This window comes from Streptococcus oralis subsp. tigurinus, assembly GCF_002096275.1.
In the GTDB taxonomy this organism is placed as follows: Bacteria; Bacillota; Bacilli; order Lactobacillales; family Streptococcaceae; genus Streptococcus; species Streptococcus oralis_CN.
This window is the reverse complement of the sequence record NZ_NCUG01000017.1, coordinates 217,904-244,304: the sequence shown is the minus strand read 5'-3', so window position 1 is coordinate 244,304 and position 26,401 is coordinate 217,904. Positions and strand designations below refer to the sequence as shown.

Annotated in this window: 20 protein-coding genes and 2 pseudogenes; 5 read left to right on the top strand and 17 right to left on the bottom strand. The window is 40.7% G+C overall.

What is annotated here, in order from left to right; translation table 11 throughout:
- Nucleotides 1–32 precede the first annotated feature (32 nt).
- The 4 genes from B7725_RS05090 to B7725_RS05075 form a co-directional block, all read right to left on the bottom strand.
- Entirely contained in the window at nucleotides 33–623 is a 591-nt protein-coding gene (locus tag B7725_RS05090) for a nucleotidyltransferase family protein (RefSeq protein ID WP_084874904.1), read from the bottom strand.
- Nucleotides 604–1,602, bottom strand: a complete 999-nt coding sequence (ruvB, locus tag B7725_RS05085; RefSeq protein ID WP_345788700.1) for a Holliday junction branch migration DNA helicase RuvB — start codon at nucleotides 1,600–1,602, stop codon at nucleotides 604–606. Before ruvB ends, B7725_RS05090 begins: the two co-directional genes overlap by 20 nt.
- A 287-nt stretch (nucleotides 1,603–1,889) precedes the next feature.
- Nucleotides 1,890–4,301, bottom strand: a complete 2,412-nt coding sequence (locus B7725_RS05080) for a flavocytochrome c (protein ID WP_084874903.1) — start codon at nucleotides 4,299–4,301, stop codon at nucleotides 1,890–1,892.
- A gap of 25 nt (nucleotides 4,302–4,326) precedes the next feature.
- The gene (locus B7725_RS05075; protein ID WP_084874901.1) at nucleotides 4,327–4,935 is read right to left on the bottom strand and encodes an NADPH-dependent FMN reductase; all 609 of its coding nucleotides are present in this window, start codon (nucleotides 4,933–4,935) and stop codon (nucleotides 4,327–4,329) included.
- 218 nt (nucleotides 4,936–5,153) lie between these two features.
- Between B7725_RS05075 and B7725_RS05070 the strand changes: the two genes are divergently transcribed.
- Together B7725_RS05070 and B7725_RS05065 are read left to right on the top strand one after the other, a co-directional pair.
- Nucleotides 5,154–6,353 carry an L-lactate MFS transporter gene (locus tag B7725_RS05070; RefSeq protein ID WP_084874899.1) on the top strand — a complete coding sequence of 400 codons (1,200 nt, stop codon included), beginning with the start codon at nucleotides 5,154–5,156 and terminating at the stop codon, nucleotides 6,351–6,353.
- 75 nt (nucleotides 6,354–6,428) lie between these two features.
- The gene (locus B7725_RS05065; protein WP_084874897.1) at nucleotides 6,429–7,307 is read left to right on the top strand and encodes an AraC family transcriptional regulator; all 879 of its coding nucleotides are present in this window, start codon (nucleotides 6,429–6,431) and stop codon (nucleotides 7,305–7,307) included.
- Between the two features lie 390 nt (nucleotides 7,308–7,697).
- Here the strand turns inward: B7725_RS05065 and B7725_RS05060 are convergent, their stop codons facing one another.
- The 10 genes and pseudogenes from B7725_RS05060 to B7725_RS05010 form a co-directional block, all read right to left on the bottom strand.
- Nucleotides 7,698–8,114: a GNAT family N-acetyltransferase gene (locus B7725_RS05060; protein WP_084874895.1), complete on the bottom strand. Its 417-nt coding sequence runs from the start codon at nucleotides 8,112–8,114 to the stop codon at nucleotides 7,698–7,700.
- An 11-nt stretch (nucleotides 8,115–8,125) separates the two neighbouring features.
- Nucleotides 8,126–8,821 carry a GNAT family N-acetyltransferase gene (locus tag B7725_RS05055; RefSeq protein ID WP_084874893.1) on the bottom strand — a complete coding sequence of 232 codons (696 nt, stop codon included), beginning with the start codon at nucleotides 8,819–8,821 and terminating at the stop codon, nucleotides 8,126–8,128.
- A 338-nt stretch (nucleotides 8,822–9,159) separates the two neighbouring features.
- The gene (locus B7725_RS05050) at nucleotides 9,160–10,179 is read right to left on the bottom strand and encodes a GTP pyrophosphokinase (RefSeq protein ID WP_084874891.1); all 1,020 of its coding nucleotides are present in this window, start codon (nucleotides 10,177–10,179) and stop codon (nucleotides 9,160–9,162) included.
- 144 nt (nucleotides 10,180–10,323) lie between these two features.
- Nucleotides 10,324–12,825 carry a leucine--tRNA ligase gene (leuS, locus tag B7725_RS05045; protein WP_084874889.1) on the bottom strand — a complete coding sequence of 834 codons (2,502 nt, stop codon included), beginning with the start codon at nucleotides 12,823–12,825 and terminating at the stop codon, nucleotides 10,324–10,326.
- A 159-nt stretch (nucleotides 12,826–12,984) separates the two neighbouring features.
- Complete coding sequence (locus B7725_RS05040) at nucleotides 12,985–13,677, bottom strand: histidine phosphatase family protein (RefSeq protein WP_084874887.1); 693 nt, start codon at nucleotides 13,675–13,677, stop codon at nucleotides 12,985–12,987.
- A gap of 236 nt (nucleotides 13,678–13,913) precedes the next feature.
- On the bottom strand, nucleotides 13,914–15,251 hold the full coding sequence (locus tag B7725_RS05035) for a PFL family protein (RefSeq protein ID WP_084874885.1): 1,338 nt from the start codon (nucleotides 15,249–15,251) through the stop codon (nucleotides 13,914–13,916).
- A gap of 9 nt (nucleotides 15,252–15,260) precedes the next feature.
- Nucleotides 15,261–15,527, bottom strand: coding sequence for an ACT domain-containing protein (locus B7725_RS05030; protein ID WP_000644110.1), 267 nt, complete (start codon nucleotides 15,525–15,527; stop codon nucleotides 15,261–15,263).
- A 263-nt stretch (nucleotides 15,528–15,790) separates the two neighbouring features.
- Nucleotides 15,791–16,054: pseudogene (rplQ, locus tag B7725_RS05025) on the bottom strand (50S ribosomal protein L17); the annotation flags it as partial.
- A 534-nt stretch (nucleotides 16,055–16,588) separates the two neighbouring features.
- Nucleotides 16,589–16,765: pseudogene (locus B7725_RS05015) on the bottom strand (phosphotransferase-like protein); the annotation flags it as partial.
- Nucleotides 16,765–17,172, bottom strand: a complete 408-nt coding sequence (locus B7725_RS05010; RefSeq protein WP_029746018.1) for a CoA-binding protein — start codon at nucleotides 17,170–17,172, stop codon at nucleotides 16,765–16,767. The gene B7725_RS05010 and the pseudogene B7725_RS05015, both read right to left, overlap by 1 nt.
- Before the next feature lie 217 nt (nucleotides 17,173–17,389).
- Between B7725_RS05010 and B7725_RS05005 the strand changes: the two genes are divergently transcribed.
- The 3 genes from B7725_RS05005 to B7725_RS04995 are packed head-to-tail and all read left to right on the top strand — an operon-like array spanning nucleotide 17,390 to nucleotide 19,916.
- Nucleotides 17,390–18,208, top strand: a complete 819-nt coding sequence (locus B7725_RS05005; protein ID WP_049538489.1) for a class C sortase — start codon at nucleotides 17,390–17,392, stop codon at nucleotides 18,206–18,208.
- Between the two features lie 11 nt (nucleotides 18,209–18,219).
- Nucleotides 18,220–19,074, top strand: a complete 855-nt coding sequence (locus B7725_RS05000; protein ID WP_049538487.1) for a class C sortase — start codon at nucleotides 18,220–18,222, stop codon at nucleotides 19,072–19,074.
- Nucleotides 19,071–19,916 carry a class C sortase gene (locus B7725_RS04995; protein WP_084874883.1) on the top strand — a complete coding sequence of 282 codons (846 nt, stop codon included), beginning with the start codon at nucleotides 19,071–19,073 and terminating at the stop codon, nucleotides 19,914–19,916. The genes B7725_RS05000 and B7725_RS04995 overlap by 4 nt, the downstream gene beginning before the upstream one ends.
- 4 nt (nucleotides 19,917–19,920) lie before the next feature.
- Here the strand turns inward: B7725_RS04995 and B7725_RS04990 are convergent, their stop codons facing one another.
- The 3 genes from B7725_RS04990 to B7725_RS04980 form a co-directional block, all read right to left on the bottom strand.
- Complete coding sequence (locus B7725_RS04990) at nucleotides 19,921–20,856, bottom strand: Cna B-type domain-containing protein (RefSeq protein WP_084874881.1); 936 nt, start codon at nucleotides 20,854–20,856, stop codon at nucleotides 19,921–19,923.
- 102 nt (nucleotides 20,857–20,958) lie between these two features.
- Nucleotides 20,959–22,416, bottom strand: a complete 1,458-nt coding sequence (locus B7725_RS04985) for a SpaH/EbpB family LPXTG-anchored major pilin (protein ID WP_084874879.1) — start codon at nucleotides 22,414–22,416, stop codon at nucleotides 20,959–20,961.
- An 11-nt stretch (nucleotides 22,417–22,427) separates the two neighbouring features.
- Nucleotides 22,428–26,333, bottom strand: a complete 3,906-nt coding sequence (locus tag B7725_RS04980; protein WP_084874877.1) for a Cna B-type domain-containing protein — start codon at nucleotides 26,331–26,333, stop codon at nucleotides 22,428–22,430.
- Between the last annotated feature and the right edge of the window lie 68 nt (nucleotides 26,334–26,401).

Below are 26,401 nucleotides of genomic sequence, written 5' to 3'. Positions count from 1 at the left end.
TCCTCTTAACTTATGGACTTAGTATACTGTTCCTAACTTAAATTTTTCTTAAGTTTTTTTGAAAAAGTGAGATTTTCCCATTTTTCTTGCCACTTTTTCTTGGACAAGCGTTCTTGATAGAGCTCCATCCGGTCCTCATTCTCTAAGAAATGAGGAGTCGGAGAAACTTGAAACTTTAAAACATCCTCTAAACCATAGGGGGCAAAGAGCTCTAAAGTTGCATCGGCATGCAAGCGAAGGCCTATCGCCGTACAGCGTTCCGGATATTTACTCATGGCATCACGAGAACTCGTGTAAGGCGCTGTGTGGGGACTGTGCAGATGCATATAGACCTGATTTTTCAACTCCCACTGATACTGAGGAAAGTCCTCTCTCAGCTTTTTCTCTAGGGATACCGTTTCCTCATAAGAAACATCTGGATCAAAGAAAATCACATCCACATCCGTTTCACGGTCAAAGGCTGATTTATCTGACAAGAGATTCCAGATGAAATTTCGGACCGAACCTGCCGCCAACCACGAGTCTTTCAGATCAAGGTCACGAAGGATGGTCAGAATGGTCATCATATCCGGATTTTCTCTGAAAGCCTCTAGAATTTCGTGCTCATTTTTCATTGTATTCATACCCTAAATGCTCATATGCCTTAGCTGTCGCCACCCGTCCAGACCTTGTCCGCATGATAAAGCCTTTTTGGATTAGGTAAGGTTCATACATATCTTCTACCGTCTCACGCTCCTCGGCAATATTAACAGAAAGGGTTCCCAGTCCTACAGGACCACCACCGTACATCTCAATCATGGTACGAAGGATTTTCTGGTCCACATAGTCTAAGCCTTCGTGGTCTACATCCAGCATGGTCAAGGCCTTATCCGTAATCACATCATCAATCAAGCCATCACCCATAATCTGTGCAAAGTCGCGCACGCGCTTAAGGAGGCGATTAGCGATACGGGGAGTTCCTCGACTGCGTAAGGCCAGCTCTGCAGCTGCCTCATGGGTAATTTTCATCTCAAAAATATCAGCCGTCCGCTCAACAATTTCCGTCAAGTCAGCGTGGGCATAGTATTCCATATGACCTGTAATCCCAAAACGTGCCCGTAGAGGATTTGAAAGCATCCCCGCCCTTGTCGTCGCACCAATCAAGGTAAAAGGTGGCAAATCCAGATGTACACTACGACTGCCTTCACCAGCCCCAATCATAATGTCGATGTAAAAGTCCTCCATGGCACTATAAAGTACCTCTTCCACCGACATGGGCAGGCGATGAATCTCGTCAATAAAGAGGACGTCTCCAGGTTCCAAATCATTCAAAATCGCTACCAAGTCACCCGCTTTTTCAATGACAGGCCCAGAGGTCTGCTTGAGATTGACTCCCAGTTCGTTGGCAATAACAAAGGCCATGGTCGTTTTCCCCAAACCTGGAGGCCCAAATAAGAGTACATGATCCAGTGCTTCATCCCGCATTTTGGCGGCTTCGATAAAGATTTGGAGCTGGTCCTTGACCTTATCCTGCCCAATATATTCACGTAAATATTGGGGACGGAGGGTACGTTCTACCAACTCCTCATCACCCATGATTTCATAATCTAAAATTCTACTCATGCTCCTATTATAGCAAAAATCCAGCCTACAAACAAAAAAGCCACCTGATTGGGTGACTTCTTTAGGGAGATTATTATGAAAAAGAAAAGTTTAGGATTTCATTAAATAAAGGGTACTCAATGAAAATCGAAATCAGACTAGGCAGATAGACGCAAGCATAACTATGGTTAGCTAAGTCGACTCTAACGAAGGTTGATGAGATTTTCGAAGAGTATTAGGAGGTCTTTATTTAATGATTATATAATACACAAGGAGACTTAAAATTCCCTTAATTTTTAAATCCATTACTAACAATTTTCTTGAACAGCTGTTTGACCTGCAATACGTCCAAAAGTAAAGATATCCGTAAGCGAATTTCCTCCTAGACGGTTACCTGCATGGAGTCCACCTGCGACTTCTCCGGCAGCATACAAACCAGGAATAATCTGACCTTTTTCGTTCAAAACGTGTGTTGAAGTATCAATCTTGAGTCCACCCATTGTATGGTGAACGGCCGGTTTTCTCGGTGTTGCGTAAAATGGCGCAACCTCACACTTGAGATCAAAACTTCCTTTATTAAATTCAGGATCAAAACCTGCATCTACATAGGAATTGTAATTCTTAATCGTTTCCACTAGAACTTGTGGATCCATACCAATCTGAACCGCCAACTCTTCTATCGTATCTGCACGATAGAGAGTTCCTGCCTTGACTTGGGCATCGATTTTTTCTTGGCTAGTGTTGTAGGCAGTTTCCTTGATGCGGTCATCCGCAATCAAGTAGAACAAGCCACCATTATCAATCGCCGCTTGAGATAGCTTGTCTCGGCTACCGTACTCATCTACAAATCGCTTCCCTTGAGTATTTACCATGATGAAGTTAGCTGGAGGAACTTGAAGTCCTGAGAAGAGAGCTCCTGTCACTGGATCGGATACTGGCATCATTTGACTAAAGCCCATACCCACCAAATCTGCACCTACACTTTGACCTAAAAGAATACCATCCCCTGTTACAGCTGGTGTATTAGATGTGGCAATATCATCTGCAATTTCAGTCCAGTAGGTATTGTATTTTTGTAGCATCTTGGTATTGGCACCAAATCCTCCAGAAGCTAGAACAACAGCATCTGCATTGACAATGATGGTTTGACCGTTTCGACCTTCTGCTCTGACACCCTTGACAGCCCCGTCTTTTACAAGCAATTCTTTAACTGGAGAGTCAGTCAAGATTTTGCCTCCATTTTCTAGAACATATTTTTGTAAGACGGATATAAAGGCATACCCCATTGGTTGAACCGGCTTATGACCACGACGCCAAAGGGCTCCAACTGGCATTGTCACTTCGCTACGAACAAATTCAACACCAATGTCTTCCAACCAACGAACAGACTCTAGGGCCCGTTCGGTTAAAACAGATACTAAATCGTATTGGCCATGAATTTCATTTCCTTGTAAATCTTTTCGTTTCCCACCGATATAGGTTTGGATACGGTAAAGTAAGGTAGAGTCAAACAAATAGCTCGGGTCCTGTAAATACTGTTCAACCTCAACTTTCAAGGCTCTAAAGTCCTCTAAATATTCTGGGTCAATCGTTGATTCATCTGTCGCAATCAATTCTTGAAGCGTATGTGCCTCACCTGGATGAGCTGCGAAGGTTCCTTGCCATGCTGGATCTGGTGCATTCATTGGACCACCTGCACGAACAGTATTTCCTCCAATTGCTGGGAATTTCTCAACAATAATCGGCTTCTTACCAGCTTGTAAGACTGCAGCAGCCGCAGCTAAACCAGCTCCTCCACCTCCAACGATGACAACGTCTGCCTGATAGGTTTTATCTTCTTTATCTAGGGCAGATGGCGCTTTTGAACGCTTGCGTAAAACATCTGGATTTGCACCCGCTTGTTTGACTGCATGCGCAACTCCATCTAAAACACCATTTGAAGTCACAGAAGCTCCTGACACCGCGTCAACGTTTAATGTTTGCCCCTCAATGATTTCTGCTGGAATACGGGTAAAGACGACATCTGCGATTCCTGAAGATTCTCCAGAAGAATCGATTTCGATTTTTTCAATACGGTCCTCAGAAACCGTTACATCCATTGGTAATTTACCATTATGACCTTCAGTTGTAACATGGTAAGTCCCCGGTTCAAATCGAACTTCTTCAGGAAGGTTTAGTTGGTTTGTAATAGATACAAAGCGAAGGAAGCGATAAAAACAACTATCTAGGAAATCAACGGTTCGCTCATCAATCAAATCTCCATTGTCATCAAACGCTCGATGCGCTCGACCAAGTAAAAACTCACTACCTGGCATAACTGTTGCATTTACCCCAGGAGCATCCAAAATCTGACGAAGATGAAGTTGGGCACGTGAAGAACCTTGAATATCGTAGGAAGCTCCGACAATCATTGTCGGCTTTCCGTCTAGTGGATGAATGTTAAAAGACAACCACTCGAGCAAGCTATTCAAACTTGATGGAATCGTATGATTGTGCTCGGGTGTCGAGATAATGACACCATCAGCTTCTGAAATAGCTTTATTAAACTTCTGAATAATAGGTGTATCTGTTTGATCATCTGTTTCATTGAACATTGGTACATCTGTTATTTCTAAAATCTCAATATCCGCTTTCTGAGCAAAATGTCTTTTCATAAATTGCAACAGGTTGCGATTATAGGATTTTTTTGCATTAGTTCCAACAATAGCTACTAATTTCATGGACTGCTCTCCTTTCTTGAAATACTTATGCTTTCAACCATTCTTCCCAGATGAATGATTTTTTTCGATTTGTATCTTCAGGTTTTACTAAAGCTTTTGTTAATTCAACAAAATTTTGAAACTCTGAAAAATGTTCTTCTAGTTCTGCAACCTTTTCAGGATTATTCAAATGACACTCATCATCTAGGACTGGCTCAGAATGACCTAAAAAGAACTCTGTACCCGGCATAACTCTCGCTTTAAGCTCCGGCGCATCTAAAATCTGACGTAAATGTGCCTGCGCTCTAGATGTTCCTAGCAAGCCTAGAGAAGCACCTACAATCATAGTTGGTTTATTAATTAAGGCACGACTGGTATAAGCAATCCACTCCAAAGCGGAGGCCAAAGGTGCTGGTATTGTGTGATTGTACTCAGGTGTTGAAATAATCACACCATCTGCGGCAAGAATTTTTTCTGAAAAAGCTTGAACTTCAGCTGGCGCTTGCTTGTCCTCAGGTTCGTTAAATGCTGGCAATTGTTTGATTTCCAATACCTCAATGTCGGCTTTATCCGAAAAGTGCTTTTGCATAAATTTCAAGAGTTTCCGATTGGTTGAGCGATCCGAATTGGTTCCAACGATAGCAACTAGTTTCATCTTGGTACCCCTTTCATTTATTTAATCTACTTTCATTATACTACTTTAAAAAATCTTGTAAATCCTTGATAATAAAGATAGTGTTATTCTATCATATTATCGTACTTTAGTATAAGTTAGTGAAAAAATTAACAAAATATCTTCATAAACTATTGACCATCTTCCTTAACTATGATATAGTCTTGGTGAAAAAATATACATTTAAGGAGGATGTTTTTATGAAAGAGACATTCAATCGTTGGCGGGTTTTAGTCGCGTCTACAGCCATTCTTCTTTGCACAGGTGCCGTCTATTCCTTTTCTGTTTTTGCCGGACCACTTAGCAGTTCAACAGGCTGGTCCATGTCTGATATTATGTTAGCATTTGCTATCAACTCTGCAATCGGCCCTATCCCCATGATTCTAGGAGGTTATTTAGTTGACAAAGGTTATGTAAAATGGACCATCGCCCTTGGCGCTCTCCTATTTGCTAGCGGATTTTGCTTAACCGGCTATGCCAATTCACCAGCCATGCTTTATTTGACCTATGGATTAATGGCCGGGCTTGGTCAAGGTTTTGCCTATTCAGGTGCCCTCTCCAATTCACTTCGCCTCTTCCCTGATAAACGTGGCTTAGCCTCTGGAATTCTGACAGGCGGCATGGGATTTGCTGCGGTTATTGCTTCTCCAGTCGCAAGCAGTCTCATTCAACAACAAGATGCCTTCTTTGCTTTTCGTACAATTGGGCTAGTCTATATTGTTGTTATCAGCTGTGCAATTTTCTTTATTAAGGCAGCTCCAAGCGGCTACCAACCAGCAGGCTGGAAAGCTCCAGTACAAACTAAGCAAGGACCTACTAATAAAAACTGGAAACAAATGCTACAAAGTCCTCTGTTTTACATTATCATTAGCATGTTCTTTGTTGGCGCCTTTTCTGGTTTGATGATTGCCTCTCAAGCATCACCAATCGGTCAATCAATGTTTGGACTCTCTGCAGGCACTGCAGCTCTCTATGTCTCTCTTTATTCAATCGCAAACTCTAGTGGTCGTTTTATCTGGGGATCACTCTCTGATAAAATAGGCCGTTCAAAGACCTTATTGATTATTTATTCTGTCATTGTCCTAGCTTTATTCTCCCTAACTATCGTCCCTGGTCAACTCGGCTTCACCTTAGGAATTATAGGACTTGGTATCTGCTTTGGTGGTGTTATGGGGGTCTTCCCATCTATCGTCATGGAAAATTACGGTCCTGCAAATCAGGGAGTCAACTACGGTATCGTCTTCACTGGATATTCTTTAGCAGCATTTTTCGCTCCCAAAGTCGCTGTTCAAATGGCAATGGCTAATAATGGAAATTATAGTGTAGCTTTCTATGTTGCTATCGCTTTGGCCTTCATTGGACTTATGCTTACTCTTTTTTATATGAAAAAGAAAGCTTAAATCTAGAAAACTTCCTAGATAAGGAAGTTTTTTTTGTATAATAAAAGTAGTAATAGTATATTGGGAGGATTTACTATGGCAGACCGTTCACGTTTCTTACGAGATAACCCATCTGACTTCCCATATGATTTTGAAAAACAAATCCTATCCAAAACATCTCCTGACACAATCTATCATTGTCATCCTGAACTAGAGATTATTTACGTTACAAAGGGTTCTGCCATCGTTCATATCAACTCAGAACGCTTTGAAAGTCGCGAAGGAGATATATTTCTTATCCAACCGACCTCTCTCCATGCTATCTATTCTCACAAAGATCAAGAACTATTTTCTACCAGCTTTCGGATTCATCTAGATTATCTTGGTAGAAGTCAAATTGACAGCTTTAGCCAACGCTATATCCAACCCCTCCACTCTGGTCACTTTTGCCTTACTCCTCGAATATCATCAGGCGATAAGGGCTATAATCAAATTCAATCCTGCCTTCTTTCCCTCTTTTCTATCCTTGAAGAAAAAGGCATATACTACGATTTACTCGTAAAATCTAAACTATACGAATTGCTTCATCTTCTCTTTAAGTATAGATATGTCAATCGACACTATACAGATGATACCTACCAAAAATACCAAAAACTAAAAGAAGTGATTTGCTACCTTGAACAGCACTACGCAGAACCTGTTCATATCGAGCAACTAGCTGCAACATTTGGATATAGTAAAAATCACTTTATGAGTATTTTTAAGCAGCATACTGGAGCCAGTTGTATGGACTACCTGCTCCAGTTACGTCTTGAAAAATCCTGTGAGAAACTCGTCCAAACCAACCTCAGCATTCAAGAAATTGCAAGCCAGGTCGGTTTCACCAACCTTTCTAACTTCAATCGTCAATTTAAGCAACACTATCACTTAACACCTAGACAGTATCGAAATCAACAACTTAAAAAGAAAACATGATTCTTTCTCCGTAGTCTTTTCTAAGGAGTTTTTTCAAACAAAAAAGCCACCTGATTGGGTGGCTTCTTTAGGGAGATTATTATGAAAAAGAAAAGTTTAGGATTTCATTAAATAAAGTTAGGAGGTCTTTATTTAATGATTATATAATACAAGATGAATCTTAAAGCTAACTTAATTTTTTCTCTGATTTATCATTTTTTTAAAAATTTTTTTCGAATGGAATTTTCCTCTCCAAGCCATAAAAAAGCCACCTGATTGGGTGACTTCTTTAGGAGATTATGATGAAAAAGAAAAGTTTGGGATTTCATTAAATAAAGATAGGAGGTCTTTATCTAATATCTATATAATACACGAGGATACTTAAACTTTACTTAAGAAAAAATAATTATTTTATTTTTTTCGTTCTACCCAAATCATTCCTGTGCTATCATAAGTAGATAAGGTTTCAAAGCCCAAGGAACGATAAAATTCCAAATTTTTCTCTGTTTGGTCGGTCGATAGTTGAACTCGATAAGCATCTTTGAAATCCCTTAAAGCCTCTTTCATCAAGGCGCTTCCAATTCCTTGGCGCTGATAGCTCGGCAAAACAATTAAATCCTGAACAAAAACCGATGAAAAACCATCTCCGACCAAACGAACCAAGCCAACTATTGCCTCACCATCAAGTGCCAGGTAAATCGCTAATGAGTGAGACAAGGACTTCTCCAGCATCTGGGGTTGATGTGTATAATTTGTCCAACCGACTGCCTGATAGAGATGCAAAACATTCTCTAACTTGACAACTTCTTGCTTTCTAACGCTAATCATGTCACCACCTCTTAGAGTTCTCTCAAGCTCTTGTACTGCTGCCCATTTTTATCAAAATTTTCAGGAGCCAGCCATGCTTCCAAACGAGCTTTGACTTGAGGCCAGTCCTTATCAATCATAGAGAGCCAATCCGTATCTCTAGTCCGTCCCTTATAAACGATAGCCTGACGGAAAGTGCCTTCATAGACAAAACCCAAACGTTCTGCTGCTCGTCTTGATGGCAGATTTAGAGCATCGCATTTCCACTCGTAGCGACGATAGTTAAGCTCCTCAAAAACATAGCTCGCCAGGAGATACTGAGCCTCTGTCCCTATCCTCGTCCCCTTAAGTGCTGGTGAAAAGGTGACAGCTCCCACTTCTATTACTCGGTTATTCTGATCAATTCGCATGAGAGAAAAAGTCCCCAAAGCCTTACCAGTTACCTTGTCTACAATCGCATAGTAAAAGCGATCCTTGCGAGCCAACATCTGGTTTAAAAGGCTAACAAGTCCCTCCATATTTGCCACTGGCTCCTGAAAGAGGTAGGTCCACATCTCCCGAGGAGTATCTGGACCATAAACAGCTAGTAAATCCTCCGCATGCTTTTCCACCGAAAGAGCCTCTATCCGAGCATAACGCCCTTCTAAAAAATCAATAGCAGGCAATTCACCAGACGTGTGACCGACTACAGACTCGCCAATCATCTGACCATATTCGTTTACTGGCATAGCTTTCTCCTTGTTTTACTTTTCAAACTTTATAGTTGCCCATAGTATATCATACTTTCATAAGAAGATTCAAAAAATCCTCCAGATTCTACTCTGAAGGATTCATTTCTTATTTCACAACAATATTAACAAGTTTAGTTGGCTCAAACAGTTTGGGGAACTGTTTGAGTTTGCAAACGAGTGAATAACGTAGTTATTTTTGTCTAAAAAATCCACTTCTCTATACAATCACAAGATAAGCACTTTCTTTCTAATTAAAATCAATCTAACAATATAAACAAAGCGAACTCTTGTGTTGTTTTTAATCATCGGATTGATTTGAACTCGTAAAGCGCTTCCTAATATATTTCAGCCGATAGTTTCTCAAATTCTCCATCAGAAATTCTTACACTATCAGCGGATATTAGCACACTAGTGATTGTTAATAATGGAGTTAATATCGAAATAGCTTTCAAATCTGAAATATCTCGCTTTTTCAATGTTCTTATATAGACATCAATATATTTTTTTAGTAATTCATCCACATCATCAATAGTCCTCAGATCTAATTTTTTCAACCTCTGAATTAGGGAAGATAGTAAAGGGATATTAATAGTAGTAATGCACTTTATACTATTCAATGCTTGAATTACCTCACTCAAGCAATCAGCATAAAACTGATCTTCTTTTATATAAGTTTCAAGTGTAGTACGATCTATTGGCAATTCTGCTTTTAAATTAGCTAATTTTTCTTTTGCCTCTTTCTCATAGTTAACAATATTATTTTTTAACTGTACAAAATTATCGTCAGCTAATTCAATTAATCCTGCCAATATTGAAAACTGCCTTCTATATTTATCGGGTATATCTTCCTCACTTTTATATCCTAGATCATGTTCAATTTCAGCCCAAGCATGTTGCATAACTGTCCTAATTTGTATCTCTAATTTTATATTCTTAAATCTACCATATAAAGTAGGTGAAGTATTCTCTTCTTTTAAACCCACCACATAATGAAGTGAAACATAACCAAATTTTGTTGGATCCTCACTTTTACGTTTATCAATAGTATTCTTGACATCAACCTCGAATTCTTGACTGATTAACTCAGCTATTTTATCAACATCATCACTAAAGTACGTTATGATACGAATACCACATAAATCGGTAATCTCAGCTAAATTAGAATAATTTTTCCTTTTTACTTTGCCTTCAAGAGACTCTACAGTTTTTACTCTCCCAATTATTTCATGAACGTTAATAGATTTACTTTTAATAATATTCTTTACAGTATTCTCTACATAATTTAAGCAATCTTCATAACTCCCACGTGAATCAGAATATTCTTCAACAATCTCCTTCTGACTTTTATTTACCATCAATACCTCCGAAAAATGAACAAAAACTGTTTCTCTTCTTAATTGACTATAATTTAAAATTATTTCACAACGATATTAACCAATTTAGTTGGCTTCAATAGTCCAGTGGACTATTGAAGGTGGCAGATAGAGCTAATAAACTCGTTATTTAACGACGATATTAACGAGTTTATTAGGTACCGCAATCACTTTCACGATTCCCTTACCGTCGATCTCTGCTTTGACTTTTTCATCTGCTAGAGCGATTTCTTGCAATTCTTCGCGTGATAGGTCTTTCGCAACCATGAGTTTGGCACGGACTTTACCTTTGATTTGGACGACGATTTCGATTTCGTCTTCAACCAATTTACTTTCGTCCCATGTTGGCCAAGCTACGTAAGAGATGGATTCACCTGTTGCAGCAACAGTTTGCCAGAGTTCTTCTGCCAAGTGAGGTGCAAATGGGGCAATCAATTGGATAAAGCCTTTGGCGTAGTCTACATAGAGTTTGTCTTCCTTGTTGGCAGCGTTGACAAAGACCATGAGTTGGGCAATGGCTGTGTTGAATTTCATGGACTCGATTTGCTCAGTGACAGCTTTGACTGTTTCATTGTAGACCTTGTCAAGAGCACCATTGTTTTCCGTAGCGATTTCTTTACTTGTAATCAAACGGTAAACACGGTCGAGGAATTTACGGCTTCCTTCCAAACCTTCTTCAGACCAAGCAATTGAAGCATCAAGTGGTCCCATGAACATTTCATAAACACGAAGGGTATCAGCACCGTATTGTTCCACTACGTCGTCTGGGTTGACAACGTTTTTGAGCGATTTAGACATCTTGGCTGGCGCTTGCTCCAACTCTTCTCCTGTTTCCACATGGAAGAAGGAACCATCACGTTTTTCAACCTTATCAGTTGCCACAAGAGCCCCGCGGTGGTCACGGTAGCTTGTTCCCAATATCATTCCTTGGTTAAAGAGTTTTTGGAATGGTTCCTTAGTCGGAACAACACCGAGGTCATAGAGGAATTTATGCCAGAAACGAGCGTAAAGCAAGTGAAGCACAGCGTGTTCTGCACCACCCACATAGATATCGACTGGCAACCATTGTTTGAGGAGATCCTCATCAGCCAATTTCTCAGTATTGTGTGGGTCAATATAACGGAGGTAGTACCAGCTTGAACCAGCCCATTGTGGCATAGTGTTTGTTTCACGACGACCTTTGACACCATCTTCACGAGTCACTTCTAGCCAGTCGATCAAGTTAGCCAATGGGCTTTCCCCAGTACCTGAAGGGCGGATATCCTTGGTTACAGGCAAAACAAGTGGCAATTCACTTTCTGGAACAGCTGTTGAAGTCCCATCTTCCCAATGAATGATTGGGATTGGCTCACCCCAGTAACGTTGACGACTAAAGAGCCAGTCGCGGAGACGGTAGGTAACCTTCTCTTGACCACAACCTTTTTCTTCCAACCAAGCTACAATTTTAGCAATCGCATCTTCTTTGTTCAGTCCATCTAGGAAGTCTGAATTGACATGAAGACCATCTTCAGTATAGGCAGCTTCTTCTACATTTCCACCTTCAAGCACTTCTACGATTGGAAGGTCAAATTGTTTGGCAAATTCCCAGTCACGTTGGTCATGGGCAGGCACAGCCATGACAGCACCTGTTCCATAACTAGCAAGAACATAGTCCGCGATCCAGATTGGGATTTCCTTTCCATTGACAGGATTGATGGCATAAGCACCCGTCCAAACCCCTGTTTTTTCCTTGGCAAGGTCGGTACGAGCCAAGTCAGACTTGAGACTAGCTTGGTGTTTGTAGTCAGCTACTGCCTCAGCTTGTTCTGGACTTGTGATAGCATCTACTAGTTCATGCTCAGGAGCCAAAACGGTGAAAGTCGCACCGAAAAGAGTATCAGGACGAGTGGTAAAGACTGTAAATTCCTTGTCTGTTCCCTTAACTTTAAAAGTTACATTAGCACCAGTTGATTTACCAATCCAGTTGCGTTGCATATCCTTGATAGACTCTGGCCAATCCAACTCATCCAAGTCATTGAGCAAGCGCTCTGCATAGGCAGTGATTTTGAGCATCCATTGGCGCATTGGTTTGCGGACAACTGGATAGCCTCCACGCTCAGAAGTTCCGTCAGGAAGGACTTCTTCGTTGGCAATGGCCGTTCCCAATTCTTCGACCCAGTTTACTGGCACTTCCGCTTCATAGGCCAAGCCTTTTTCGTACAGCTTGGTGAAGATCCACTGCGTCCACTTGTAGTAGTTTGGATCTGTTGTGTTGACTTCACGATCCCAGTCGTAAGAGAAGCCAAGCGCATTGATTTGGCGTTTGAAGTTGGCAATATTTTCCGCCGTAAATTCTGCTGGGTCATTTCCTGTATCCATAGCATATTGCTCTGCAGGCAATCCAAAGGCATCCCAACCCATTGGGTGAAGGACATTGTAGCCTTGCGCACGTTTGTAACGACTGAGGATATCGGTTGCTGTATAACCTTCTGGGTGTCCTACGTGCAATCCAGCTCCTGATGGATATGGGAACATATCGAGAGCATAAAACTTCGGTTTTGATGCGTCTGTTCCTGTCTTAAATGTATGATGTTCTGCCCAGTAGCCCTGCCACTTGGGCTCAATTTCCTTATGATTGTAAAAACTCATGCTATTTCTCCAATTTTATGATGTTACTATTATACCATTTTTGGGGGAATTTGAAAGTCGAGAAATGTTCTTTTAAACTTAGATGACGAGAAATACTGAGTCGCCAATCTAACTTATTTAACAGTAAAAAAATTAGCTCCTAATCGGAGCTAACTTCTATCAATTTTTTATTTCATCCATCTTCTCACGTCCGAGCTCTCGGTAACTACGGTCACCAACAACCTCAACGCTAAACTGGCCGTTCTCATATTCAAGGATGGTCACACTACCATTATCCAGACCATGTGGATGCATGCCATTAATCAGATAAACAATGGTACCAATGGTCATTCCATGGCTGACGACAAGAGCATTGCCCCCACCTTGTTCTTCCATCTCTTTGGCAATCGCTTCAAAGCCTTCCTTGATTCGACCACTGAGTTTTTCCCAACCTTCTGCCCAGCCAGCTGTATCAACTTCTACCAAACCTTCTGCTAGCTCTGCATAGGACAACTGATGAACATGGTCTACATTGAAAATTCTCGGAATCAATCCCATAAAAAGGTCCCCATCATAGGCCCCATCAAAACTACCAAAGCACCACTCTCTGATACGCTTGTCCATGCGGTAAGGGATTTTCCCCTGCAATCCAAGTTCTTCTAGGATAATTCCCATGGTTTGAATAGTCCGCCCTGAATCGCTGGAATAAGCGCGGTCAAATTGTAAACCAGATTCTCTCAAGCCAATTCCTAACTCATGAATTCCCAACTCACCTTCTGCGGTTAGAGGCGTATCACTCCATCCTTGAGCACGTCCAATCGTGTTAAACATGGTTTTCCCATGACGGACCAAGTACAATCTTACTTTAGACATTTTCTATCCTCCATTTTCTTCTATTATATCATGGATCAAAGAAATATTCGGCTTTCAAAAGCAAAGCCAACATTTGTAAATTATCCAAAAGAAAAGCTACCCTCATGGTAGCTTCCCTAGGAGATTATTATGAAAAAGTTTAGGATTTCTATTAAATAAAGTTAGGAGGTCTTTATTTAATGATTATAGTATACACAGTCATCCTTAAACTCAACTTAAATCTTCTCTCTTTTTTATTAATTTTTAAAACTATGGATTGGAGCTGGGATTTGCCCACCGCGAGAGATGAAATCAACAGACGAAGCCCCGTTGACCTTCATCACTGGAGCTGTCCCTAGCAAACCTCCAAACTCAATCATATCGCCTTCTTTGCCCTTTGGAATAATACGGACAGCCGTTGTTTTCATATTAATAACACCGATTGCCGCCTCATCCGCAATCATAGCCGCAATGGTTTCAGCAGGCGTATCTTCCGGAATGGCAATCATATCCAGCCCAACAGAACAGATAGCCGTCATAGCTTCTAGTTTCTCTAAATTCAGAGAGCCATTTTGCACTGCAGCAATCATACCCTCGTCTTCAGAGACAGGGATAAAAGCCCCTGACAAGCCACCAACCTGGTTACAAGCCATGACTCCACCCTTTTTAACTTGATCATTCAAAAGAGCGAGTGCAGCAGTCGTCCCATGCGTACCAACTGTTTCTAATCCCATTTCCTCAAGGACACGTGCCACAGAATCACCAACTGCAGGAGTTGGCGCCAAGCTTAGGTCGACAATTCCAAAGTCAACACCCAGTCTCTCGCTGGCCATCTGACCAACTAATTGACCGATACGAGTAATCTTAAAGGCCGTTTTCTTGACTGTTTCCGCTACTACATCAAAGCTCTGTCCACGAACTTTTTCCAAGGCACGCTTGACAACACCAGGGCCCGAAACTCCAACATTAATGATAACATCTGCTTCACCGACACCATGGAAGGCACCCGCCATAAAAGGATTGTCCTCAACGGCGTTAGCAAATACAACCAATTTGGCAGCTCCCATATCTGATAAGTTCGCTGTTTCCTTGACGATACGTCCCATATCTGCAACTGCAGTCATGTTGATACCTGACTTGGTTGAGCCAATATTGACGGACGAGCAGACCTTGTCCGTCTCAGCTAGAGCGCGTGGGATAGAATTGATGAGAACTTCATCTCCTTTTTGGTAGCCTTTTTGTACCAAGGCCGAAAAACCTCCGATAAAGTCAACACCAATCTCCTTGGCAGCCTTATCAAGTGCCTTTGCCAAAACAACATAGTCCGTCGCGTCAGTCGCAGCTCCAATCAAGGAAATCGGAGTCACCGATACCCGTTTATTAACAATAGGAATCCCAAGTTCTGCAGCAATTTCATCTCCCACAGCCACTAGATTTGCAGCTTTAGTGGTGATTTTTTGGTAAATTTTTTCAGCAGCACGTTCGATATCCGGATCAATACAGTCCAAAAGGGAAATCCCCATGGTGATGGTTCTGATATCGAAGTTCTGCTCTTCGATCATGGCAATGGTTTCCGTAACTTGTCTAATATCCATGATAACCTCCTAGATATTGTACATAGCGTCAAAAATCGCCGCACTTTGAATATTGATTTTAACATTCAAGGTTTGCCCAAAACTTTCAAACTCATTTCGAAGAGTGGTGAAATCCTGCTTTTCGTCACTAGAAACGACCGCCATCATGGTAAAGTATTCATCCAGTACTGTTTGAGAAATATCGTCAATATTCAAACCCAACTCTGCAATCTTAGTAGACACACCTGCAACAATCCCAGCCTTGTCCTTACCAACCACTGTAATAATAGCCTTCATCCTTATACCCCATTTCTACAATTTTTAGAAAACCTGAACGTTTTTGATTTTCTTTTTTCCTAGTATAGCATATTTCCATAGAAAATACTAAAAAACGCCTGCTTACGAAGTTGTTCTTAAGAAAAAAACAATTTCGTAAACAAGCGTCTACCCTATCAAATGATGATGAGTGTTCCCGCTAGGACCGAAGTCCCAGCGGTAGACCAGAGCTAGACTAAGAGCACAAGACTCCATCATCATAACACTCAACAAAATTGATGATTTTATACTAATTCGATGATCGCCATTGGCGCAGCATCCCCACGACGTGGTTCAGTTTTAAGGATACGAGTGTATCCACCGTTACGTTCAGCATAACGAGGTGCGATTTCTGAGAACAATTTTTGAAGTGCTGTAGTAGAAGTGTACTTATCAGTTGCTTCATCATAGTTTTCAGATGCGATTTCATTACGTACGAAAGCTGCTGCTTGACGACGTGCATGCAAATCACCACGTTTACCTAGAGTAATCATTTTTTCAACAGTTTTATTCTTGCTATTGCGCTAGCATCTATTATTTTCCGAACGATTGAACTTATCCGCAAGCAAACAGAAATTGTCAGCTTTAAAGATTCTCTTCGTGGCTTTTAAAGTGATTTGATCGGAAAGATCTTTGTAACAGTTCTTGTTAAATCATTATTACTTTTTCTATGGGGTCTAATATGGGCGCTGTCCATGACTTTCACCTTCGGGGTATTAATCTATGTACTGATGTGGTACATCGTAATAGCTAATGGAGGAATTGAACACTGGGGTAGAATAGTTAGTGAATCTTTTGAGCAGCTCCCTAATGCATTTAATAATGAGTACCTGCTAAACAACGGGTTGATCACCGTAGCAATCATTGCAATCATTGTTAGTATTCCCCTCGGTATCATTGGACTATCTATCTACCTGCCTAAATATTATGCTTATTCTCAAACAGAGTAGGTTCTTTACGATCAGATTACTGAGAGACGTTATGCAAGGCCGCTTGGAGTTATTCGCGAGAGTAAATCATTGATGAAAGGCTACAAGTGGAAACGTTTCTGTTAGAAAAATAGATAAGTTATCTGGTTCCACCTTTTCCTTTAGCATCTCACGCCGGACAAGATCCTGTGAAATCACAAGCATCCCACGACCAAAATGATTTTGTAATTTTTTAGCTAGGCTGGTTTTCCCAGAGTCGGAATTACCCCGAATGATGACTAGTTGCGCCATTAGTCAATCTCCTTCACCAAACGATTGTACTCGCGCTTGATACAACGGTTCATGACGATATGATTGCGACCTGCCACCCGCAAAATTTCTTCCGCTTCTTGACTTTGAAGTCCCAGCTGCGCCCAAAAAATCTTGGCATCCGTCTCAATAAAATCACGCGCCACATCCGGCAAAAATTCGCTTCGCCGAAAAACATTGACAATATCCACGGAAATAGGAATATCCTGCAAACGCGCATAAGCCGTCTCGCCCAAAATCTTTTGACCCGCTAACTTAGAATTGACCGGAATGATCTGATAACCCAGTCCCTGCATGATCTTTGAAATACGATTGCTAGTCGTTTCCTCACGGTCAGAAAGTCCGACAACTGCAATCACTTTGCTCATCTCCAAATAGGTCTGAATCATGTAATCACTAGGATTTTGAAATCGTACATAAAACACCTCACTTATTTCCTTATGACCAGTATAGCATTTTTTGAAAAAGGAGGTAAAGATTGGAGCTGGGATTTTTTTAGTAACGAATCAGCAAATAGAACCGCTATTTATGATATAATGGTTAAGTAGATAAAAATATAATAATCTTACCAGCGACAAAAATAACTGCCAACATCAAAGGAATATAATGAAAAAATTTTTTAATTTATTGACAAACTTAACGATTATAGCCGGTATCCTCATCATCAGTTACCCTGTTGTTAGCCAAATTTATTACAATTACCAGACCAAACAAGAGGTTAAGGACTTTGATTCGTCTGCACAAAAATTAACTTCTGAAGACGTGACGGAACGGATAAAACTAGCTACTGCTTACAACCGCTCTTTACAAAATTTGACAATAACAGATCCCTATACCAAAGAAGAAAACGCTAAAGGGCAAGCAGAATATGCTCGAATGCTGACTGTTCATGAAAAAATAGGTAGAATCTCCATTCCTAAAATTGATGTTGACCTGCCTATTTATGCCGGTTCAAGTGAAGAAGTCTTACAAAAAGGGGTGGGGCACCTTGAAGGAACCAGTTTGCCGATTGGTGGTCAGAACACCCACACTGTTCTAACTGCCCACACGGGCTTGCCCAATAATCGCCTTTTTACCGACTTGGATAAAATGAAGGTAGGCGATAAATTTTTCATTCAAAATATCGCTGAAACACTTGCCTACGAGGTTGATTCCATAACGGTGATTGAACCGACTCAATTTGATTCCTTAAATATCGTACCTGACAAAGATTATGTGACTTTGCTGACTTGTACTCCTTATATGATCAATTCACACCGTTTACTTGTGCGAGGCCACCGTATCCCTTACAAACCAAGTGAAGAAAAAGTGAAAAGTCCGATTAGTCATATCTCTATTCCACCGCTTTATCTAGTCGTTTTCGCAATTCTATTCCTCATTTTCATTATTTTGGCTTGGAATAAGTGGAAATCGAAAAAAGCATAGAAAGAGCTATCATGTCAAGAAAAAAGAAAAACAAAAAATGGTTACAACTAAGCCATAAGATACTTACCATTCTGGGTTGCTTGATAATCTGTTATCCCTTTGTCAGTCAGATTTATTACCAATATGTGACTATGCAGGAAACAAAGCAATTTGACGACGAGAAAGGTAAATTAGTTGATCAAGATGTTGAAAAACGCATTGAACTCGCTAAAGCCTATAACAGCACCTTGTCCCCGGAAAAAATAGGAGATCCTTTCTCAAGCAAAAAAAAAGAGGAAGGTGTAGCCGAATATGCTCGCATGTTGCAACTGCAAGAAAAGATCGGCTATGTCACTATCCCTTCTATCAATCAAAAAATTCCCATCCGAGCAGGTTCATCTGAGAATGTCTTGCAAAATGGAGCAGGCCACTTAGAAGGAACTAGCCTCCCTGTCGGTGGAGTTAGCACCCATACGGTCATCACCGCCCACAGGGGACTGCCCACAGCCAGACTTTTCACTGACCTGGATAAGGTGAAGGTTGGAGATGTCTTTTACATCACTAATATCAAGGAAACCTTGGCTTATCAGGTAGATGAGATTTTAACCGTTGAGCCTACCGATTTCAAACCAATACTGGTTAAAGAAGGCGAAGATCGTGCCACTCTTTTGACTTGCACGCCTTATATGATTAATTCTCATCGCCTACTCGTTCAAGGCAAACGCATACCTTTCCACGAAGCTGAAAAGAAGGAAAAAACAAAGATTGACTTTTTTGCCCAATACAAATGGTTTATCCTTCTTGCTGCCGGACTCGTCCTCCTACTCATAGGCTATCTGCTCTTTAAAATGTTAAGAAAGAAAGGAAAAGAAACATCACTTTCATGAAGAAGAAAAAACAATTACTCGGGCTGAGCCTTCTATTGATTGGAATCGCGCTCTTCCTCTTTCCTTTTTTATCTATGATTAAAGAGGACATCTGGCAATCCAATGCCCAGCGCACCTATCAGCAGACCAGCGAGGAAACATTCCAAAAACTACGAACAGCCTTAGAACAAACCACTGTCACCGGAGCTATCCAAGATATTTTCCTAACAAAAAAAGAGACCGACGCCAAGCAAAAAACGCCCTACTCAGATCTGCTAGATACCAATCAAGTCGCTGGACGCATGACCATTCCTGCTTTAGGACAGCATTTCGACCTCTATCTTGACGCTGACTATGATAAGCTCCTAAAGGGCGTAGCGACTCTCGTCGGAACATCTGCTCCTCTGGGTATAAAAGGGCAGCGACCGATTATTGCAGGACATAGAATTAATTATAATGACGTGTCTTTCTACTTTCTCCCCTCTCTCAAAAAAGGAGATAAAATTTATTTCGATATTCTTGGAAAAAATCTAGAATACGAAGTGACCGATAGCGAGATCATTGATGAATACGAAGGCGAAAAACTTAAACCAATCGAAAATGAAGACATGGTTACGCTCATGACCTGTATGAACGAACCAAGCTATGACAAACGGCTCCTTGTCAATGCAAAAAGAGTTGTTTCAGATAGTGAAAAAAAGCAAAATGTATCTACTAATCCCTTGATTCCCTTTGTTAGCAACCAACATATTAAACTTGGTTTCAAATTACAAAGGCTTGCCCCTTATTTGATTGTGATTGTCGGAACAGCGATCTTTCTCTTTTTCAGCAAACGGCTATGGAATATCATAAAAAAACACTGATTCATCAGTGTTTTTTCTCGCTTTTATAAAGCTTATATCCTATCCCGATTAAGACAACGGCAATTCCTAAAAACCAATAAATGGCTAAGGTTCCCGTTTTGATAATCGGTGTTCTTGGCGAAGTAGGCGGCACCAGAGTATTGGTAATCACAGTGCCAGTTTTATCTACCATGTTTTGATAAGTTGCTATATAGCCGTTAGGAACATCTTCCTCAGCTGTGTAGGTGTAATCTTTCCCTGCCGCATCTGTTTTTTCTAAATTCATAAAGGTATGTTCCCAGTTGTTGCTGTCATTCAACTCAATTTCATCAATGACTTGCCCATTTTGTTTGAGACGAACAGTGATACTATTTAACTTTTTACCTTTCCATTCTTTTCGAACTTTAAAGCTGGTCTTGTCCTCTCTCTGTTTTAAAACCTGCTTGGGATAGACATGAACGGCGTCATTTCCTACCGTGAAATAGCTACCGTCGGGTTTTGTCACAGGCAATTCCACTTCTAATGGAACTGGTGTCGCATCACCCAACGTCTGATTTCCTGCTAACTTTGATTTTTCTTTATTGACAACAATATAGTACTTACCTGCCTTCAAAGCGCTAAAGATGAGACGACCACCATTTTCAGTTATCTTTGTTTGAACAAGCTCTCCATCCGCCTTATCCTTATGAATATCAAAGGCAACGCCATCAATGGTTGAGGCCTCACTACCAAAATAATTCTCAATGTCTAATGGTTGTCCAGAATAACTATCTTTTCCTCCACCTTTGGGCCAACCATTCAAATCTTTTAACTTAACCAAGGTTAACACAATATCGTAGGTTGCATCTGACGAGGCTTGATTTTCCTGAGATGAGACGGTTGTAAATGGCCGCAAAGCTACCAAAATAACAATGGCCGTAAGTATGGATAGCAGACTGCTCAATATACTTTTTCTTGTCATAGTATCCTCCTAAAACATAGCACTTGCACTCTTCACTAGGATATTCAACTCTTTTAAATACCCTAGTGAAGAGGTAAGGATTGTCCTTACTTCTTCATTTTATTACTTAGCTGAACGACGTTTCGCAATGAAACCTAAACCAACAACCAAGACACCCGCTGCAATCACGAGAGCAGAACCGATACCACCTGTTTGTGGAATTGTTACCTTGTTGTTGTTAACTTGGTTAATTCCACCTGTGTAAGTTGTTGATGAGATAGTGAACTCAACTGGTTGTTGCAACAAAGCGTAACCTGTTGGTGCTTCAACTTCGACCAATTTGTACTTAGTTTCACCAGTGGCGTTGTCATTTCCTTTTACACCATAAGGAAGCCCCTTAACTTCAAAAGTACCATCAGCTGCTGAAGTGAAGACAGTTGCATCTGCTTTATTAGCAACCCACTCATTTTTAGCAGGAGTTGTTCCTGATGCAGCTGTTTGTTTCAAATACTTGTCACCAGCTTCATTTGTAACAACAAACTTAGCCCCTGCAAGTTTAGCTGATGTCGCTTTGTCAATTTTTTCAAACTTAGCACCACCAGTGTGGAGTTCTGGAGTTTCATTAGGTTTAACTTCTTTTGTTGAATCTGGGTTAGTACCATAAGTCAACTTAACATCATTGGGGTTGGCTGCACCCATAACCGCTTCTTCATTGATGACTGCGTCATAAGTAATAGTGATAACATCTTTTGGATTTAATGTTTTGATGTAATCTTCATTGAAAGCAATGCTAATTGCTGCTCCTTTTGTACCAACTGCAGCTGTACCAGTAGTTGAATAGTTAGAAGGATTTACAACAGTGCCACCATTTTTAACAACAAGGTTGCCTGTGTAAGTCAGACCTGCTGAGAACTTATCGGTGAATTTTAAAACTTTATAGTCTTTAATACCTTCTGGCATTGTAGAAGTGACATTGAAGGTCTTTGTTTCACCAACAAGAGCAGTATCGTGTTTAGCATCTTCGCTAACTACTTTGTCAATACTTGGTTTGTCAACGGTATTTTTGGGATAAACATGAACAGCGTCAGTACCAGTTGTGTACCATCCACCTGTAGCCTTAAAGACTGGAAGATTGATTTCCACAGGAACAGCAGCTGAGTTAGCCAATTGTTCATCTGAAGTAAGTGTTGATTTTGCTTTGTTTTCAACGATATAGTATTTACCAGCTTTGAGACCAGTAAATGTAACAGTACCATCAGCTCCTGTTGCTGCTCCAGCTACAGGAGTACCTGTTGGAGTGTCTTTGTAGACATCAAACCAAACATTTGCCAATGTTTTAGCTCCAGAACCAAAATAGTCTGTCACATTCAATTTTTGACCAGTGTAATCTTCATTGTTTACACCAGTTTGTTTTGGCCAACCTGTCAAGTCTGACAGTTTAACCTTTGTCAAAACAACATCGTAGGTATCGTTTTCGCCAGGTGCGTTGTCTTGCGCAAAAGCTTTAACTGCTCCAAATGCTAAAAGCACGATACTAAGAGCTGCTAAGAACGAGAGGAAATATCGTTTTACGTTTTTCATTGTTTTGCCTCCTAAAAAGCCTTTCTATTTTTTTGCATATAATGTAAAATTACTGCCAATGTTAATGTTAAAGCTCCCATCAAAATATATGGTAGGATACCTGAGCCACCTGTGTTTGGATAAGTCGGATTCACCTTGTTTTTCACCGTCAGGGTTGCCGTTTCACTGATATTTGTATCTGTAAAGGTAACTTTCTTTTCAGAGGCATTACTGATTTCCAAATAATACTTTGGAACAACCTCCTCGATGTAGTAGGTGTAGTACTTACCGGTGGTCTTATCCTTAGGTGGGTAGCGTTTTGTAGCTTCCCATAGATATGGAGCTGTCGCATTTCGTTCCAACTGAATTGTCTCAACAAGCTCTCCATTTTGAGTTTGTCCGTCCGTTGTCCGGTACAACTTAACCTCTAGTTTCTTCGGTAGCTGGTCATTCGCAATCGGATTGCCGTCCTTGTCATACCAGAGTTTCTGGATCTTAATTGACGGATACCTCGTGTTGGTGATGACAAATCCATTTTGAGCGTCACCGCTATAATCGGCATCGTATTCAGGTGGAATCTCCTTTTCTCTGACCACGTACTTAAAGTCGGTGATTTTCTTCTCCGCTGCGGCTTTTTGTAATAGTTTCGCAGCAGATTCCTCATCTGGTATCGGACTAAAGGTGTCTTTCCAGTTATTGCTGTCAGAGAGCTCTTTTTCTTCTTTAAGCTCTTCTTTTGCAACACCGTCTTCCTTCCAAGTCGCGTAGAGCTGTGCCGTTATTTTAGAATGTGTTGTTTCAGAGTCACGCCACTTCTTCTCAACCGGAATGGTAATCCGCTTGTTGACTTTATTGGTAACTACATTAGATTCACCGAATTTTGGATCGGTATTATATTTTACTTGGAAAGTATTAACAGCCGTCTTGCCACCAATATTATTATCCTTGTCATAAGCCGGAGCTTTCATATTCATGATTGCATGCAAAATGGTGTATTTATGAATGACCGTTGTTGGTTTAGAAACAATCTTGATCGCTGTTACATCTTTGTAGTCGCTTGGGTTCTTTGTCCAATTTGAACTATTTACCTCTGTGTCAGCATTCATGGTCGGATATTTATCCGTTCGATAGTAAATATCAAAATCCGCTGTCTTATCTTCATCACCGACTTTCACAGTGATTGGGCCTGTCAAGGTGTTTGAAAAGGCAGATTCAGCACCACCCGCTGTCGTTCGACCGCTGTCTCCAACATGAGGAAGAACATCGTAGATTTCTACTCTTGTCAGATCACTATCGTAGTAATTTCGCACTTGCAGGTCATATTGGAAATGTCCCGAAGTGGAAGTTAACCCACCGTACTCTGTTTCAATACCGTCTTTACTGAAGTCTCGACCATAATATTGAGGTCCACCTTCCACCAGCGGCTCCGTGCTACGGATCGTCTTGACACTCTGCAGACTCTCTGTTACATTCCCTATAACCTTTGAAGTAGCCTTTACGACCTTGTCCGTAGTGTCGCCGTTTATATTGATATCTCTTTCGTCATCCACAATCTGATTTGAATCGGAATGAATGGCATCCGGGAACGGTTGGCCATTGTCTTGGTAGAAATAAAGTTCATTCGTGTTATTGAAAGTTGGGGTCTCTGCTTTACTTGGGATAATGTCACTATTGATTTTTAATCCCTTTAGTTTGAAAGCATAACCTGTCCCGTTATTTAAGTCTTTTACCAGACCTGATTTTAATTTGATTTTGATCGCTGTCCGACCACTACCATTGTAGTTTTCAATGACTGAAAATTTATCAATCATGTCCAGATTTGCTAGCCCAATTGCTTCGAGCATATCTTCCGCTTTTGTTTTGTCTACACCTGGTGCAATACTAACCCCTTTAGGAAGAAGATCAACAAGCGTTGGATTCTTTAGATAGCGGGCTTTGGAAAGTTGTCCAAGTTGTAACCCTAAGAGGAAGAAAAGTGATTCTCCTTCAACGCCTGAAGTTTGTCCATCTGTAGACTTTGATAGACCAATCTTTTCAACAAATGGTACAAACTGTTTGCTCCATTCATCGGATATATTAATTGGAACATCTTGATTTTGAGAGTTTTTCACTTTAGCTTCAAGACCGACCACATTTTTTATATCCTTTGCAGCAGAATAAGGAACATGATAAGGGTCTTTAAAAGCCATATAGACGAAACCATCAATGTACTTTCCAACTGGTAATTCATAGCCCTTAATAAAGTGGATGGTTATTTTAGTATATTTTGGAGTGACGGCCGGCGCGTCTGCTTCCGTTAACTCACCATTTCGGATCTTTTCAGCCGCAGTATTTAGTTCGTCTTGTGCATCCTTATTAATTTGATCCCCCGGAGCAAAAGTGTCATAAGTTCCATCGCTCTTATAGGCACGTATTTCCATCTTATCATTGATAGGTTTACTATTTGAGCCTTGTCTTTCAAAGAAAGAATCAACACTAGTGAAATACAGTCTTGAGTCAAACTTGCTGGCATCTTCAACCAGAGTAATCTCTTGCATTGGTTTTGATAGCTTGTTTTCTACCTTGACTGTATAGTCTAGTCGCTGTGCGTAAAGTCCAGCTACATCGTGTTGCACCGTCTGGTGTTCTGTCCTCTTGGAAAGAAGCCCCGTCCCACTGAAATCATCTGCAATGAGATTAAAAGTTATATCGTCACTATTTTTATATTCTTCATTTGCTGACGGATTAAAAGGAGTTGCAGTGATTTCTGCCTGATTTGTAAAATTAGGTTTGTTGTTGCCGTCTTTATACTTAGCATCAGGGAAAGATAGGTACAACATAGCCTTACTGACGTCAATATTGTGACGGAAGTCCGTATCAAATTCACTTTCTAAGAATTCCTTTGTATAGGTCACTGTGCCAGTGCTACTATCATAAGTCCAGCCAGGATTAAGGGCTTGGTCAAATTTAGCAGTAACCTTTTGACCCTGACTATTCGTATAAGTCGGTAGCGTATCCTTGATGACGACTTTTTTCATCATCCGCTGCTGACCTGAATTTGCCTGTACTTGATATGTGAAACTGAACGGTATAGGCTCTGCACCGGTTTCAGAAATTCTAGTCGGATCTTCTGTCTTAGCTGTTCCTCCGTAGAGAAGCTGACCATCTTCGCTACTAGTAGCAACTACCTTTGTTAGGTTCATATTTGGATAAGTTGGAGTATACTCCTTATCATCGCCTGTATATAAAACTGTGCCATTCTTATCCTTAAGAGTAACCTTTGGTTGTAGCTTATAGTCTTTTGGAACTAACCCGTTTGTAAAGCTAAAAACATAAGGTATGCTAATCTTGGTTGTTGATGTAATGGAATTGAAACGAATACGATAAATCGTCTTCCCATTTTCCACTATTTTTTCTGCGCTTTTGATTAGAGGGATACCTTCGGTCGGAACCGTAAAGTTATCTAGATAAGCATCTGTGTTTAGCACCTTACCGCCCGGATATAGAGTGGTTGGCATTTCAATATCTAGATAAGGTCCTTCTAAATCTGAGGTTAAACTAGTTCCATCAATATCCACATAAGTGGTAATCTGTTCATCTGTACGATAAGCTGTCTTTGTATTTGGCTTTATCGTGACAGTTGGAACTGTTGCCGTCGGTGTAGGAGGAGGGCCCGGTGGCAATGCATCGTCATCATCTTCTGATCTAGTCGCAGCTGAGGTTGTTTGACTCGTTGAATTGCTACTTTCTTGACTAGAAGAACTACTAGAACTGTCCTGTTTTTCACTATTCGTGCTGTCCGAGTCTTCTTTTTTGGTAGTTTCAGCAGGGTTACTCACTAGAGCAGAAGACGGGCTGGTCTGTCCTTGTGCAAAAGCAATAGAAGCACCACTCACTCCTTGTAAAATTGTGTTCATAAGCAGAATTAGAACTAAAAATAGACTGCCTTTTTTCTTCATTGCCTCTCCTTTTCTAAAATTATTTCACCTTCCGGACGAAATTCATTTCTGTATGGAAGTTATACCAT

Coding starts and splice junctions, on each gene's coding strand:
- B7725_RS05090 (WP_084874904.1), bottom strand. CDS start 623: ATGAATACAATGAAAAATGAGCACGAAATTCTAGAGGCTTTCAGAGAA.
- ruvB (WP_345788700.1), bottom strand. CDS start 1,602: ATGAGTAGAATTTTAGATTATGAAATCATGGGTGATGAGGAGTTGGTA.
- B7725_RS05080 (WP_084874903.1), bottom strand. CDS start 4,301: ATGAAATTAGTAGCTATTGTTGGAACTAATGCAAAAAAATCCTATAAT.
- B7725_RS05075 (WP_084874901.1), bottom strand. CDS start 4,935: ATGAAACTAGTTGCTATCGTTGGAACCAATTCGGATCGCTCAACCAAT.
- B7725_RS05070 (WP_084874899.1), top strand. CDS start 5,154: ATGAAAGAGACATTCAATCGTTGGCGGGTTTTAGTCGCGTCTACAGCC.
- B7725_RS05065 (WP_084874897.1), top strand. CDS start 6,429: ATGGCAGACCGTTCACGTTTCTTACGAGATAACCCATCTGACTTCCCA.
- B7725_RS05060 (WP_084874895.1), bottom strand. CDS start 8,114: ATGATTAGCGTTAGAAAGCAAGAAGTTGTCAAGTTAGAGAATGTTTTG.
- B7725_RS05055 (WP_084874893.1), bottom strand. CDS start 8,821: ATGCCAGTAAACGAATATGGTCAGATGATTGGCGAGTCTGTAGTCGGT.
- B7725_RS05050 (WP_084874891.1), bottom strand. CDS start 10,179: ATGGTAAATAAAAGTCAGAAGGAGATTGTTGAAGAATATTCTGATTCA.
- leuS (WP_084874889.1), bottom strand. CDS start 12,825: ATGAGTTTTTACAATCATAAGGAAATTGAGCCCAAGTGGCAGGGCTAC.
- B7725_RS05040 (WP_084874887.1), bottom strand. CDS start 13,677: ATGTCTAAAGTAAGATTGTACTTGGTCCGTCATGGGAAAACCATGTTT.
- B7725_RS05035 (WP_084874885.1), bottom strand. CDS start 15,251: ATGGATATTAGACAAGTTACGGAAACCATTGCCATGATCGAAGAGCAG.
- B7725_RS05030 (WP_000644110.1), bottom strand. CDS start 15,527: ATGAAGGCTATTATTACAGTGGTTGGTAAGGACAAGGCTGGGATTGTT.
- B7725_RS05010 (WP_029746018.1), bottom strand. CDS start 17,172: ATGATTCAGACCTATTTGGAGATGAGCAAAGTGATTGCAGTTGTCGGA.
- B7725_RS05005 (WP_049538489.1), top strand. CDS start 17,390: ATGAAAAAATTTTTTAATTTATTGACAAACTTAACGATTATAGCCGGT.
- B7725_RS05000 (WP_049538487.1), top strand. CDS start 18,220: ATGTCAAGAAAAAAGAAAAACAAAAAATGGTTACAACTAAGCCATAAG.
- B7725_RS04995 (WP_084874883.1), top strand. CDS start 19,071: ATGAAGAAGAAAAAACAATTACTCGGGCTGAGCCTTCTATTGATTGGA.
- B7725_RS04990 (WP_084874881.1), bottom strand. CDS start 20,856: ATGACAAGAAAAAGTATATTGAGCAGTCTGCTATCCATACTTACGGCC.
- B7725_RS04985 (WP_084874879.1), bottom strand. CDS start 22,416: ATGAAAAACGTAAAACGATATTTCCTCTCGTTCTTAGCAGCTCTTAGT.
- B7725_RS04980 (WP_084874877.1), bottom strand. CDS start 26,333: ATGAAGAAAAAAGGCAGTCTATTTTTAGTTCTAATTCTGCTTATGAAC.